General features: G+C 56.0%; 11 protein-coding genes and 1 tRNA gene. 1 reads left to right on the top strand and 11 read right to left on the bottom strand.

Annotation, left to right across the window (positions count from 1 at the left end):
* Positions 1-181: 181 nt before the first annotated feature.
* From ACT2B1_RS19625 to ACT2B1_RS19590, 8 genes are all read right to left on the bottom strand, one after another.
* Positions 182-2,314 carry a protein kinase domain-containing protein gene (locus ACT2B1_RS19625; RefSeq protein WP_171125070.1) on the bottom strand — a complete coding sequence of 711 codons (2,133 nt, stop codon included), beginning with the start codon at positions 2,312-2,314 and terminating at the stop codon, positions 182-184.
* A 338-nt stretch (positions 2,315-2,652) separates the two neighbouring features.
* Positions 2,653-3,939 (bottom strand): dynamin family protein, encoded by a 1,287-nt coding sequence (locus tag ACT2B1_RS19620; protein ID WP_171239302.1) that lies wholly within the window; start codon positions 3,937-3,939, stop codon positions 2,653-2,655.
* A complete protein-coding gene (locus ACT2B1_RS19615; protein ID WP_481669209.1) occupies positions 3,936-5,978 on the bottom strand; it encodes a dynamin family protein in 2,043 nt (680 codons plus the stop codon). The genes ACT2B1_RS19620 and ACT2B1_RS19615 overlap by 4 nt, the downstream gene beginning before the upstream one ends.
* A 67-nt stretch (positions 5,979-6,045) precedes the next feature.
* A complete protein-coding gene (locus tag ACT2B1_RS19610; protein ID WP_481669208.1) occupies positions 6,046-6,891 on the bottom strand; it encodes a hypothetical protein in 846 nt (281 codons plus the stop codon).
* A gap of 25 nt (positions 6,892-6,916) precedes the next feature.
* Positions 6,917-7,318, bottom strand: a complete 402-nt coding sequence (locus ACT2B1_RS19605; protein ID WP_171123262.1) for a hypothetical protein — start codon at positions 7,316-7,318, stop codon at positions 6,917-6,919.
* A 30-nt stretch (positions 7,319-7,348) separates the two neighbouring features.
* Complete coding sequence (locus ACT2B1_RS19600) at positions 7,349-9,034, bottom strand: dynamin family protein (RefSeq protein WP_481669207.1); 1,686 nt, start codon at positions 9,032-9,034, stop codon at positions 7,349-7,351.
* Positions 9,035-9,042: 8 nt separating this feature from the next.
* The gene (locus ACT2B1_RS19595; protein ID WP_481669206.1) at positions 9,043-11,055 is read right to left on the bottom strand and encodes a dynamin family protein; all 2,013 of its coding nucleotides are present in this window, start codon (positions 11,053-11,055) and stop codon (positions 9,043-9,045) included.
* Positions 11,056-11,057: 2 nt separating this feature from the next.
* Complete coding sequence (locus tag ACT2B1_RS19590) at positions 11,058-11,465, bottom strand: hypothetical protein (protein ID WP_174825885.1); 408 nt, start codon at positions 11,463-11,465, stop codon at positions 11,058-11,060.
* Positions 11,466-11,841: 376 nt separating this feature from the next.
* Between ACT2B1_RS19590 and ACT2B1_RS19585 the strand changes: the two genes are divergently transcribed.
* Positions 11,842-11,926 (top strand) — tRNA-Leu (locus ACT2B1_RS19585).
* Between the two features lie 90 nt (positions 11,927-12,016).
* Here ACT2B1_RS19585 and ACT2B1_RS19580 read toward each other — a convergent pair.
* From ACT2B1_RS19580 to ACT2B1_RS19570, 3 genes are read right to left on the bottom strand one after another with little or no spacing between them, the layout of a single operon-like run.
* Positions 12,017-12,748, bottom strand: coding sequence for an amino acid ABC transporter ATP-binding protein (locus tag ACT2B1_RS19580; protein ID WP_171239305.1), 732 nt, complete (start codon positions 12,746-12,748; stop codon positions 12,017-12,019).
* Positions 12,745-13,605 carry an amino acid ABC transporter permease gene (locus tag ACT2B1_RS19575; RefSeq protein WP_171125054.1) on the bottom strand — a complete coding sequence of 287 codons (861 nt, stop codon included), beginning with the start codon at positions 13,603-13,605 and terminating at the stop codon, positions 12,745-12,747. Before ACT2B1_RS19575 ends, ACT2B1_RS19580 begins: the two co-directional genes overlap by 4 nt.
* Entirely contained in the window at positions 13,606-14,430 is an 825-nt protein-coding gene (locus ACT2B1_RS19570) for an ABC transporter substrate-binding protein (protein ID WP_171239306.1), read from the bottom strand.
* Positions 14,431-14,471 lie beyond the last annotated feature (41 nt).

Genomic DNA, 14,471 nt, shown 5'->3' with positions numbered 1-14,471 from the left:
CAGGCTTTCTGACCTGTGGGGCTGCTACTCACCTCTGCGCAGGATCGCGCAGCGGTACTGATGATTGAAAACTCTTGTCACTCATACTTTCCGCGGCGGGCCGGTCCCCGTCGGGGTAGCGCTGACTTTTGCGCGACCCTCAGCAAACACACACTGGCGGACTACAATTGAACCGGTCTGATCACTCCTGCACCAATTGCATGACAACTTCTGCCTCGGCGCCGTTTCTTAACACCGTCAAACGGGCCTGAGATTTGTCTTCAGAAACAAGGCTGCTCAGGATGGTATCCAAGCTTTCCGGTCCATCGATTGCAGTTCCGGTTTGCGCCTCAGAGACCAAAACGTCGCCTTCCCGCAAACCGCCTGCCGCATCGGCCGGAACGGTTTCGGTGACTGTCGTCCACGAAGCGCCGTCCGAATTGCGGATTTCGAACCCGTATCCGTTTTCAAGGCCAACCATGCGAATTGCAGGCAAAGCCAGTAGTCCGTTCTGGGCGCGTGTCTTCCCTAGCGCCCGATAACGTGCGGTGATACGGATAAAGCCGTCAGGATCGACGTTCAGGTCGTTCAGAACTTGCGCAGCAAAGGTGGCGTCAGCCTGAACCGGTTTGCCGTTCAAAGTGTAAATGGCCGCGCCACGCTGAACCCATTCACCGATTATCGACATGTCGCGGGTTGCATCTACGCCCGTGACTGCGATCACGTTGCCCGTTGAAGCCCGGCGCTTGGAGGTCTGAAACGGAATTTCAACGTCCCAGTGGGAAAACGCAACCTGAGTTTCCGCAGGTGTGCCGGTTTCCACCGGGGCGGGGGCTTCTTCGGTTGGGGTTCCGGCTGCCGGGGCGTCTGCCTCTTGTGTGGCAGCCGGTTGAACCAGGGTCTGCTCAATAGGTTCTGGCTCGGGTTCTACCTGCTTGGGTGCTTGTTCTGTCGCGACCTCAGGTGCGTCCTGAGTGTCTTCTGACAACACTTCAACTATGGGCTCGGGATTTTCTATACTGGGGGCCAGCGATACTTCTGCGTCTTGGGTTGCGTCTTGTGCGGGCGCATTGTCCGTGTCGGACATCAGGAAAAACCCACCGGCGGCCAACGCTGCAGAGACGACCGCGACGCCTGCAATCAGTTTGCCGCTGCCGCCCGATCCGCTTTTAACGACAGTGTCCACTGCCACCGGTGGTTCTTCTTTTGGCGTGAACTGGGCTAGTTCATCTTCTTTCTTGTCCTCGTTGCCCAGAACAATGTCCGAATTTCCGGCCAACAATGCCGTTACAACGGCCTCAGCGTTTTCGCTTTCGGCCTTGATGCGGGCTTTTTCTTCGGCCTCATCCTTGCGGTCCATTGCGACGATCACCGAAACGGGCCGGTAATCAAACGAGTCAAACATCACGCCCGGACCACGGAACATACGCAGCCAATCCAGCGCGCTTTGCATACGATCCGTTGCGTGGACTTCCATCGCCTTGTCGATCGCTTCCAGGAAACCCTCCGGATACCCGTTAAATCGACCGCTCAAAGGCTCGTAAGGGTCATCCTGACTGTTGTTGAAGGCGTTCAGACGCGTTTGGCCGTCAATCGGGCGTTCACCGCTGATTGCGTGATACAGCGTCGCTGCCAGAACATACAGATCACTGCTGGGCCCTTGCTCGGCCCCGCGGACGTAGAATTCGTGTGGCGAATAGCCATCCTTGATCACACGCAGCGTCAGAAGGGCGGCGGATTGGTTGGCGGCCTGTTCCCGTGCCGCGCCAAAGTCGATCAACTCGGGCTCACCATTCTCGTCGATCAGAATGTTGTCGGGTGAGATATCCCGGTGCAACATGCCGCTTTGGTGAATGAAGGACACCGCAGACAGCATTTTCTCGGTCACCTGAACGATAAAATCAGGGCCTGCGTCGTTGTCTGGGTTTTCGACATAATCCAGAAGATCGGATCCCTGGATGAAATCCATGGCGATGTAGGCGGTATTGTTGTCCTCGAACACCTGATGAACGTCGACGATGTTGGGGTGGACAAGGCGCGCGTGATTTCGGGCTTCCTGAATGAACAGATCAATGATCGAGCGTAGATCGCTTTCAAATCCAGGTTCGACAGGCTCTACAAGATCGCCGTTTCGGCGGCACAACGCCCCCGGATAGCATTCCTTGATGACGACTTCCCGCTCAAGGCTGTTGCGTGCCAGATAGGTGATACCGAAGCCGCCATTGCTGAGAAAGCGCAGGATCTCATACTGCCCACGCAAAAGCTTGGCGCCCGGTTGAAGTCCCTCAATTTTCGGTTCGTCGTGCGTCGCATCGACAGCCTGGTTGTGGCTCATTTCTTCCCGCCCGTTCTAATCATTTTGCGGTTCATTTAACGGGGCAAACAGCCCAACAACTCACAACCAAACACAACCGCAGGACACTTGAGACTGTTAGACGTTTCAAATTTGACTTTATTGGGGCCGCCTCATGGCTTCACTGAGAACGGGAATTGTGGAAAAACTAAATATAGTAGTATACTTGTGCAAAAAATCTAAATATTGATATCTGGAGCGCAATAAATGCGGACTGAATCGCGATTTTGCAATGATTGGTGGCTGATTTCGAAACAATAGCGCCCCGATTCTGTGGTCTTCGAATCGCTGACTTACTGCTCAATTATAGCGCGAAACAGTCAGGTGCCGGTCTTGGACTGCACAGAGTCTGCTCGGCTGCCGGCCCATGCAAGGTTGTCGCTGAGCTGAGCCAGAATGCTGATCGCATCCCTGAGCGGGGCGTCACCGGATTCAAACTGTAGCAACAGCAACAGATCAGTGGCCTTTTCAAACTCGCCCGGAATCCAATCGGCCTCAGAGCTGATTTCCCCACCTTGCTCAAGACGCTCGGCAAAGTCTTCGACGATTTCCTGACAACTATGCAGGAAGGCAGATGGTTCGATGTCCGAGCTTTCCCTCAGATCTTCGTAGATGCTTGCAATCGCGGCTAACCAGTCTTCGAGGATCGGGTTTTCCAGCGCCGGCATTGCGGCTTCCAGCGTCATTTGAATTGGCGAAATTTCGGGTAGGCTCGTTTCTGCCTCGGGCGGTTCAAGCGAGTCTAGATAGGGCATCAGATCCTGCTCAAGATCACTGCGCGCGGCTTCGATGTCCGACAGGCGCCGGTTCGAGGCAATTTCCAGTATATGCTCCGCCAGGTTTTGGCCCCCGCAGGTCTCCCACAGGGCAAAATCAGGTTCAGGTTCCTGCGACATGGCACGAACAGCAACAGGGGTTCCAATCGGAACCACAGACCGGAACATGTCGCCCTTTTCCTTGTTCAGGCGCGCCAGTATCCGATCCATTGCGTCTTTGACGGGTGGAAGATCGGCATGAGTAACTGCCAAGAGGCTATTGGCCCGTAGTTCCTGCGGGACCTGTGACCAAAGATGACGCTCGGTTTCCCGCCACGCGCTGGTGCCGTTGGTGCACCAGATTGCACAGTCGACGAATTTCAACAGATCAAGCGTTGGTTTGTAGGACTCGTCCAATGCGCCTGCGCCGGGAAGGTCAAACAGAGAAATCTCTTGCAGGGCGGGGGTGTTCAAGCCGACGGAAATAAAATCAGGATTGTCCGCCGCTGCCTTTTCCAACGCGATGCCCGAGTAAACTTTGGGCTCTTTGCCCCACCACCCGACGGTGGTTTCTGGTGCCTCGGCATAGGCCACGATCACCAGCGGCAGTTTCAGATGCTGCGGCCCGGTCGGCAAAATATCCGCCCCGGCCAGCATATTGGCCAGGCTGGACTTACCAGCCCCGAATTCGCCCGCAAAACCGATATTCACCGCGTTTGAAAGCCGCTCGGCGTGGGCCAGCGCCCGTTCGCGCAGGTCGTTCAGCACCGGGTCCGACGGCAGTTTTTCTGTGACGGTCAGAAAGTGCTCGAGTTTGCGCACTTCCTGCTCGGTTCGGGGAAATTCGATCATTCCGCAGCCTCGGGTAGTATCTTGTTAGAGGAGTCGGGGCCAAAGACGGCTTCCAGTTCATCCGCAACACGCTGGGCGCTGTCAAACGCGTGCTGAGCCTCGGTTCTGGCGTTTGTGTCGCCAGTACCAGAGCGGTGTTCAAGGTGACCCGCCAACAACGCCAGATAGTGATCCAGCACGGTATTCAGCCGTTCCATCAGGTCTGCGCGCGCGGTGTCCACCAGATCGTCGCCAATCATCTCGAATTCCTGAACGATCATCTGTTCAGCCCGCGAAACGACACTTTTTCTGGAAATCAGACGCGATAACCAAGTGACGCGTAATTCCACCGTGATGCCCCGTGTTAGGGCCGTGGTGTCCGGACGGAACCACCTGACCGCGCTGGTATTCATTCGATTGTCCGTCGTGTCCTGCCAGCCAGGAAGCGAGCGCAGGGCCGCATTGCTTTGCATGTCGACAGCGTACAATTCGCTAAGCATTCTTTGCCGCACAACCTGAGTTGCCCCTTGCACCAGTTCGCGCATGCGATCGCGCAGCGGTCCAAAGTTCAGCTCCGTTTCACCGCCCTTGGCCAGCAACGGAGACGCCCCACCGGGCCCTCTGACAACGCCCGAGACAGCCTCGGCCACGGTGTCGTCCATGACGCCACGCAGATTTGCCAGCACTTCGTCCATATCATTGACGATTCCAGCGGTCTTATTGCTGACCAATTCCCGAAGGTTTGCCAAAGTCTTATCGTTTTCAGACCCTGTGTTCGGGCTGTTTGCGGTTTCATCGTCAATGGCACGCAGATGTGCCTTGGATCGCTCAACTTCACCTTGGGCAAAGCTGTTAAGGTGCTGCCATGCCATGCGAAGATGTTCGTTCCGGGGCCCGTCATTCAGGGCACTGGTCACATGCCGACGCAAGTCAGGAAGGCCAGAAGCAATCATCGCCGCAAAGCGCAGCACGCCCTCGCGACTGATTGGACCGGGGCCTTGTTTGATCTCTTCCACACCGTCCAGATATTGTTTCATCTGTTCGGGATGGGCCCGCAACCAGGCTAGGACATCGTCGTGGTTAATACCGGTTTCATCGCCGGTCAGTGCATAATGCGCCCATTGCGCGCTGCCCATCAGAACATCAATGTCAGAGTTGCCCAGTGCTTTGTCCAACCCGTCCATCACATCGGAACGTACTTTGGTGGCGTCATCTGCGCCCCCACCAAGTTCATCGACGCGGTTGATGAAGACAACAATCTGACCCAATTCAAGCGCCTGCATCAGGCGGAACAGTTTCAGGTCTGCTCGTGACAGTGCCTGATGCGCTGACAGAACCACAACAAAGAAATCGGATTCCCTAAGATACTGACGCGAAATTTCTTCGCGGATCAGAAGGGGATCGTTAACGCCCGGCGTGTCCGTGACCGTCACCGGAAACGGGAAATGACCGATGTCGAAAAACACCTCGGCCTTGCGCGTGATGTCACTGTACAGCCCACGATCCGAACCGGGATCATACACGCCATCCTCGGACGGATCATCGCCCGCGCAGACATAACGCGCCAAGTCTTCGGATGTGAGTTTTTCCAGATCGTGATGCTGGCCCAGCAGATGTTTGTAACTTTCACCCAAGCGCAGCTTGGCGCGGGTTTTCATCGCGTCGACCTGCTCTTCGATCATCTCGCGCTTATAGCTGTCCTCATCATCGGGGAACATGTTGCGCAGCTCTTCGCCTTCCGCGATAAGGGCCTGCCACTGGCGATTGTCAAAGAAATGGAATTCTGCTCCGTCGGTTCGCCCGGACGGGTGACCGAAATGCATGTCGGTGATTACAGTCGTCCACGGGTTTACGTCCGAGGGCAAATACCCGGCCTGCGCGGTAAATCCATTGATCAGCCGGGATTTACCCGCCTTGATTTGCCCGACAAACGCGATAGACGGCTTCAGGTTCGAAAGATCGCTGACGATCCGCGAGATGAACTGCTGGGTCTCTTCATTGCTGACCTCGTTCATCTCTTCGGCGATGCGTATCAACTCACGTCGTTGATTTTCAATCATAACACTTACCCTGGCTAATCCTAATCAAGGATTGAATTCGTTGAAAATTTGAATGTTAGGGGCCGGTTCATGCGTCGGCCTCGGTGAGAGTTTTCCAAAGACTGACAACTGCGCCCAATTTTCGCGCCTCGTGCACGGCTGCCGAGATCTGGCTGCCATCATGCAGGACCGCCAGTGCGGTTCCCTTCCCGCCCGAGGGTCTCAGGACGATCAGTTGGGGAAGTTCCAGTTCCGCCGACGTATCCTTGTCCCAACCGGCCAGATCAGCAGCGAATTGTTTAAGCAGGTCACTGTCGGCATACATGGGCTGTTCGGGGGTACAGGTTCCGTCCGCTTGTATGGCTTCTCCATCAGACTTGTTTATCTGAACACGTCCCTGCGCGAAACGCTCGGTACCGGCATAGAATTGGCTGGCCAACCCGTCCGAGGTGTCGGTTAAATCGTCTTCTTCATGATCCGGCACGATCGAGACGACGGGCTCCGCAGGAAGCTCGGTCGAATGGCATGCGTCCGAGATTTCGCGGAAGGTGATCCCGACATCATCAGCCTCCAACGCGATATCGGGTTGCAGAGAGATCAGCTCCATTGGCCCCGGTGCGGCGGCGATATCGGATACAAGTTGGGCAAGCTTTTCCGCAAGATTTTCGCGTGCTTCCGTTTCAAAGTCAGGAACAAGGCCCGAACGCACACGAAACACGTCCGTGACCCGAGAGCTGTTGACTTCGATAGCAAGGCAATCGCCACTTGCGGCGGTGAATTCCAAGCGGCGGGGCAGAACCGTGCCACGAATTGTGCGAAGGACCTGCTCACGACGGGCGGTCGCAGTCTCTGCCGTAAGCGTTACGGCAGGATTCAGGCGCGCGACCGAAGTGCGTCCAATATCTTCGAGCAGATCGAGTATCGCTGTATCCATAGTATCGAGACCTCTTTATCCGCGCTTAAACTGCAGCCGCAACCGGCCCAAGGCTGAGATGCGATTTGGTCAGCGCCAACCCAACATTGGCGCTGTTGCGGCAGGTGTAACAGACCACGTGGTCCGGGTAGGCTTGGGTCCGCAGGAAGATATTCAGACGATCTTTTGAAAACACGGCGATCTCGCCAAATCCCGACTGCCCGGCTTCCTCGGTTCCGTTTGCGCGCAACAGCTCTTCAAAGCCGCGCACACCGCGGCCCTGAAACAGGTTGGCCACCGCTATGGCCAAGCTGTCCAGCGCGGTTGCGTCTTCCGGGCTGGCGAAACTTGTTCCCAGCAACATCCCGGTCTCCATATCGACATACCCGGCTGCAATACAGTCGGGTATGGTATGAATTGCGGTATTTAAAGCTGCTTCGATAGACATCTTGTGCCCTGTTTTTCTGCCCTATTTTTTCTACAACACATGCCACTCTGCACCGTTATTGTCATTTGGCTTCGGGATGGAGGACACCGAATCTTTGGACTTGCGGGCGCTGTGTTCTGCCGCAATCTGGTCGAACTCCTGCAGGAAGGACCGGAACATTGATTTCAGGCCTTCCGCATCGTCTGGCAGGTCTTCATCTTCCGTAACCTCGCGCCACATGGCAGCAGCACTTAGGGGTGATCCCGCCGGGACACTTAGTAGATCTTCCAGCCTTTCGTTCTGAGCGGGTGCATCAGTTGCACTACCACTGGTCAGCGGAACAACCTGCATGTCTATCAAGCCGTTGCTTTCAGGCTCTGGCTCGAATTCATCTTCCCCGTCGGTCGTCTGCTCTGCCATGAGGGCTGTAATGGACGACACCGAGGCATCTGTACTCAGTTCGCCGCTTGCGTCCTCAGTGTCTTCCGCCTGCTCGGGGGTATCCGCCAATCTGTCTTCCAGAGACACCATGAACCCGTCGGGTTCAATCGCACTTTCTTCCGGTTGATCCATTTCAGGCTCTGAAGTCAGCTCAAGGCTGTCCTCTTCGAAAGACTCGGAAGGGATTTCAGACAGGTTCAGATTCTGGCTTGGCGTTTCCCTGAAAAAGGCGCGCAAGTCATCCTCTTGCTCTTGCGTTTCAGCGATGGGGGCCACCTCGGACGAGGTTTCCATTTCAGCCCGCAGGCGATCCGCTTCATCCGAGTTAATTCTGGACGCTCGGGCGGTCTCTTCTGTTCTGGTTTCTACACGGGCCGGGCGCACAGGGAAGTTGGTGACGACTTCGTTGTCAGCTTCGCTGTCGGCGATAACCGGATCGACCAGTTTCAACGGCCTTGATTGTTCGGCATTTTCTGCTGCCTTTCTTGGCCGCAGCGGTTGCACAGGCTCCGCGATCGCGAGGCTGCTGTCGACCTGGTAACGCGCCAGCAATTCGGCGCGGTTGTCCATGATCTGTTCGGTGATCTCCAGGAAGCTGTCGACCATTTTCCCGCCGCCGCTGCGCGCCCAAAGATCGGCGTCACCGCTTTTGTCGCGTGCGGTAATGGCGTCGCGTGCTGAAAACAGGATTGAGCGGTTGAACAGGTGACCTGCTTCACGATTGACCCGACGCAGAACTTTCTGGCGGTCCTTCGAAGCCAGCACATCGGCCCGCGTTACCAATAGCAACGAGTTGTTTTGCAGCCGCTCGGGCAGGGAAACCCAAGTCGCACGTTCGGTTTCACGCCAGGCTTGCGTCGCATGGGTGCACCAAAGAACCCCATTTGCTTGCCCGACGGCGCGGCGCCAGACGTCGTCCGAAATCTTCGGGTCGGAAATTCCGGGCGTGTCGATCAGGTCAACAGCTTCCAGAATATCGGATTCAAGGAAAATACGGATGAACTGGACGTCGTTGACGCCAACCGTTTCCAACTGATCCAGTCCGATAGCCTGACGGGTGCCGTCATGACGTTGCACATAGGCCGACTGCTTACCCCAGCTAAACCAAACCGGGGGCAACTGCGTCGCCGTCACCTGCGTCGGCAAAGCGTGCGAGCGCAGCAGAAAGTTCATCAAGGTCGATTTACCGGCGCTGAACTCTCCCATAAGCGCAAAAATGGGTTTGCGCCGTGACCAGTGCTCGATACGATTCCAGGCCTTGGTAGAAACGAAGCGGGTTTGTAAATCTTTTGCCATGGTGATACTCATGCTGCCTCGTTGCTTAGATCTTTGAGAATGTCGCCCAGAATGTCGTCGCGGGATTTTTGCGGCACCATTCCAGCCATCATCGCTTCGTTCCGGTTGGGGTCATTCTCGGCGGCTGCCGAAATGCTCAGCAATGTCTCTTTTTGCTCGCGCATAAAGTCAGACAGGCTGGCACGGACGTTTTCCAAAACCGCTGCAATCTGGTTTTCTTCGATATCCTTGGTTATCGAGTTCGCTTCGGATGCAATCAGACGGGTGTAATCTGCGGCATATGCCTCGAACCCTTTTCGGCGTTGCCACCACCGTCGCCACCATGTGCTTTGAAGGTCCAGAGCAATGGTGCGCCCGATACCCAATGGCGGTGGCACCCGGGGCACGATCGGGGCTTCGATCGTGAATTCGCCCAAATGGTTGCCCAACAACTTTTGATACAGTGCTTCAGTGTCTGAAGCCGCTGATGCATACAGCGCCCCGGCATCCTTGCGCATGGAGCGCGCAAAGCTGAAATACGCAGCCTTTTGCAGGGTTCTCAAACCAGCAGGATCGTATTGCCACGTCCCTTCCTCACCGTTTTGTTCAAGATGCGCAATCAGCGAGTCCGTCGCGCGTTTGACAAAATTTGTCTCGGCAGATTTTAGCCTTTCCAAGACCTTATCGCGCAGGGACGAGGTCAGATCAGCCGCTTTCTTTTCGTATTGTTCAGTGACCTTTTCGATGGCCTCTTCGGTCGAAACGCCATCCAGATCGCGGACAACGCCTTCGCCGCCTGACAGTGTTTTGGCAACCGCCGTTGCGCGGATCTGGCTTGCGATATTGCGCGCCTTGTGGCGCACCCTTTCCAGCAGCCGGTGCCCCGCGCCTTCGGCTATGCGTTCATTCATGGCCAGCAACAGATCCGGCAACCCGGACAGCGCCCAAATCTTGTCCAAAGACGGGGCCTGATCCCCAAACCCGGCCGCCAGATAGAAGGTGTTCAACGCCTGACGGGAATCTTCGTTCAAAATGTCAGGATTGCCCGTAAGCGCGGCTTCGGCCCAAAGCGCGCTGCCGAACACGACGCTAGTGTTTGCGTCGATATTGTTTTGTTTCAACGTGTCCTGGATCCGGTCGCGAATTTCAGGGACCTGATTAACCGGATCGGCCAGTTCGTCGATCCGGTTTACGAACAGAATGATCTGACGGTTCTCGAACTGCGCAATGATCCGCATCAGCGCCATGTCCATGGTCGTCAGGGCCTGACTTGCGGCCAAAACAACGACGCACACCTCGGATCCGCGCAGGCTGCGCAGGGTTATCTGCTCGCGCACCATGAAGGTATCGTTGACACCCGGCGTGTCGCAGAGTTTCAGAGATATCGGGTATTGCGGGATATCCATGTACAGTTCCGCAGATTTTGTAACATCTGCAAACCGCCCTGTTTTGGGGTTGATGTCAGGATCATCCTGATCGCCCAGGCACACGTAACGCTGGATCAGTTCTTCGTCGAAATAGTCATACTGATGGCTCTGGCCAAGGATCAGGTCGAAGTGTTTGCCAAGGCGTTCTTCGGACTTCTCCTTCATCTCTCCGATTTGGCGGCGAATGTCGTCCATTTCGTCGTCTGCGCCGGCCCGGTTGGCCAATTCGCCAAGACGCCCGCCGCCCACCATCAGGTTATCCCATTCTTCCTGCTCAAAGAATGTGAACTTAGATTTGGTGTCGCCTTCGGTACGAGTATTGATGTTCAGCGTCGTGACAACCGACGTCCATGGGTTCACGTCAGACGGCAAAAGGGCAGGGCGCCCGGCCAGAATGTTCACGATCGAGGACTTGCCGGCCTTGACTTGCCCAACCAGTGTCACGCTGGCGGTGAAGCTTTCCATACGAGTCTTGAGCGTGGCAAGACGGGCGGATGAGCGCGCGTCCGCCACCTCTGTCAGTTGGTCGATCTGCGTGGTCAGGGCTGCCATCGCCGATGTCATGGGCGTTAGCGCCTCGTTTCCGACGGACAGAAGATGGTCATTGCGCGCCATGATTAGCCTCCGGTTCCTGTTGCCGCCATGTGATGCTGTACCTGATCGGCTTGGGTGCTGGTCAGCAGATCAATGCGGGCAATCAAATTCAGGGCGTTGCCCAAAATTGCGGCCTCGGCGCTGGGGGAAATCTTGTCGAAGGCGGTCTCATCAGCCAGGACTTCGATGGAGCTGAATTGCTCGCTGTTCTCCAGACAAGCTACGCTGCGTCCGGTCGGGAACCCAGCGGATTTGGTTTCTGGCAGCGGCATACGCGAGTTAGCAAGCAAATAGTGGCCACCCGAATGTGTTCGGAGCGCGACACCAAAACCCGTGTCGGGGTGGTCGCGGCTCAGGGTCTTGAGTTCACCGAGAAAGCTCTCGCGTGCAAGACCAACAGCGTCTTGCTCGGCAGCAGCGGAAGTCATCATATTGGTCACGGTTAAGCCCTTGTTTTTGAGTTGAGCAGATAGAACTCGTACAGCGCCCGAAGGCAAAAAGACTCAGTAAGTCCACATGCACATCAATGACCCCCAAGGCGGAATTTGTTTGACGCGAATAAGATTTTTTGGCGTTTGAATTGTGGCGCAATTGTGATGCGGTGGCTGTGCCGCGCTTTCACTTAGAAAGGCATTGCATGATTTCACACTGGTTTTATTGACTGCTTTCGCACCGAAAGACGGTTCTTGGTGCATCAATTTGTGCGAAGCCAAGAACGGGTGCCGCCAGGTCACAAAGAATATTGAGAACGGGTGCACTTTCCCCCTCGCACTTGGTTTCAAGCTTTGCTATTGACCCGGTCATCGTGCGGGTGTGGCGAAATTGGTAGACGCACCAGATTTAGGTTCTGGCGCCGCAAGGCGTGGGGGTTCAAGTCCCTCCACCCGCACCAATTTGAAATCAAACGACAATAGCTGTGTTTGCGAGGACGCGTGGTCCGGTAAACTTCAATGCTCAGTATGAAAGACCGCACATTGCCGCGTCAAAGTACGCGGGCAAGAAAGGCCTTGGTTCTGGGCTCGCTGGGGTTGGAGAAAAGCGTTTCTGGCGGGCCTTGTTCCAGGATTCGGCCCGCATCAAGGAAACACACCTTGTCGGCTAGTTCACGTGCAAAGCCCATCTCGTGCGTAGCAAGAACCATTGTCATCCCCTGTTTTCGCAGGTCGCGAAGCACGTCTAGAACTTCGCCGACCAGTTCAGGGTCCAGCGCACTTGTAATCTCGTCAAACAGCATGATCTGCGGCTCCATCGCAAGCGCCCGGATGATTGCCACACGCTGCTGTTGTCCCCCTGATAGCTGATCCGGATAGTGATCCATCCGTTCACCCAGACCGAAACGGGTAAAAAGTTGCGTGACCCGCGTGCGTAGGTCTTCTCTGCTTAGTCCACGCACGCGACGCGGGGCAAGCATCACGTTCTCCGCCGCTGTCATATGCGGGAACAGGTTATAGCTTTGAAAGACTATGCCGATCTTCTGGCGTACAGGCTGAGGGTCCAGGCCCGGCTCGGAAATATCTGTCCCGTCCAGCCAGATCGAACCATCGTCAATCGGTTCCAACAGGTTCATACAGCGCAGAAGCGTAGACTTGCCTGAGCCAGACGCGCCGATCAGGCACACCATCTCACCTTCAGCGATATCAAGATCAATGCCTTTGCAGACTTCGTGGTCGTCGAATCGCTTCCGTACCCCGCGCAAGGATAACTTCGCCGTCATGTGCGCGCCTTGTTTTGTTTGTTCATCAGGTAATCCGCGTATCGCGTCGCAGGTATGGTCAGTGCCAGAAAGATCAGCGCAGCGCCGACATAGGGCGTGAAATTGGCGTAGAGTGATTTATAGACACCCGCCTGACGGAAAATCTCGACCGGGCCGATAAAAGACAACAGCGCAACGTCTTTCTGCAGGGCGATGAAGAGGTTCATATTGGCGGGAACCACATTTCGAATGGCCTGAGGCAGCACAACATAGCGCATGGTGTCCCGATCGCTGAGGCCCAGTGAAGCCGCTGCCGCGCGCTGTGAATGGTGGATCGAGTCGATTCCCGAACGGATTACCTCGGCCACGTAAGCGGAGTAGACTAGAACCAGTGCCAAGGTGCCCCAGATATACGGGCTGTTCCATGGCCTTGGCAGGCCCAGACCGGGTATGCCAAAGCCGATAATGTAGATGACAAGTACGACAGGCAGGCCGCGGAAGATGTCGGTATATGCGATCCCGAATAGTCGCAGTGGAAAAAACGCGGGCGCGCGGGTGTCCCGACACAGCGCGATGGCAAGGCCAGTGATCGCGATCAGCGGCGCGGACCACGCAAAGATCATCACGTTCACAAGAAAGGCTTCTAGTAAGCCGGGAAAGGTTGCTGTGAACACCCTGCCGTTGAAAAAGGCGCGTTGAACCGCATCCCAACCGGGGGCGAGCGGAACTAGAACGACGAGCGCTAGGATAACGCTGACCGTCGAAATCAAGGCGATCCGATTGGACCGCCGCCGTATCCCGGCCTCATAGATTTCGCGACGCGTTGGCGTTGTGGTCGAACGCTCGGCTACGCCTTTTTGCAACGATGTTTCGTCCATTTATTTGATGACCGGCACACCCGTCGCCTCGGACAACCATTGCGCTTCTATGGCCGCAAGCTCACCGCTTTCGGTCAGATCCGTGATGGCCGCATCGACACATTCCCTCAGCGCGCTGCCGTCTTCCATCAAAAGGCCGAACTGGTCGGGGCTTTCCGATTGATCCGGAGGGAACTGTCCCAGCAAGGCGCCACCTTCCACCACAACGGCCGACAGGTACAGCGCGGTCGGCAAGTCATAGAGTGCGGCATCAATCTGGCCCGCCATGATAGCGGCGTTCACATCGGCGTTGTCGTTGTAAAGCAGCGGCTCATCCGTGGGCTGGATAACTTCGTTCAGCATGGGAATCGCTGTGGTGGTGGCCACCGCACCCCATTTTAGCCCCTTGAGGCTGTCCAACGTTGCTTGGGCACCTGAATCGACAACATTCTGGGTGGTCAGAACCGCCATGGCAGATGTGTAGTAAGGCAAGCTGAAATCGACCATTTCCTCGCGTTCAGGCGTGATCGAGTATTGCTGCATGTTGAAGTCAAAGTTCTTGGCTCCGGGCTGGATCGCCTCGTCAAAACTTGTGCGGACCCACGTTACGTTGTCTTTCCCGAAACCCATTTTTTCGGCGATGGCGTAGGCGACAGCGGCTTCAAACCCTTCGCCGCTTTCTGGCGCGTCGTTCATAACCCAAGGATAATAGGCCGGGTTTCCGGTCGCGATCGTCAGCGTGCCTTCGGTCAGTGTTTTCCCTGCCGCGCAGGTCCCGTCGCCTGCAGCAAACGCTGCGGTTGCAGAGACAATTGCGGTCAAAGCCGTGCAAGCAATCAGTTTCATCTAAACGACTCCCTATTTTTTGATTGCGCACAGGTTCTTAC

The sequence above is a fragment of the Ruegeria sp. S263 genome (genome assembly GCF_056780525.1).
Note: the sequence above shows the minus strand (reverse complement) of the source record. Positions and strands in the feature narration are given on the sequence as shown.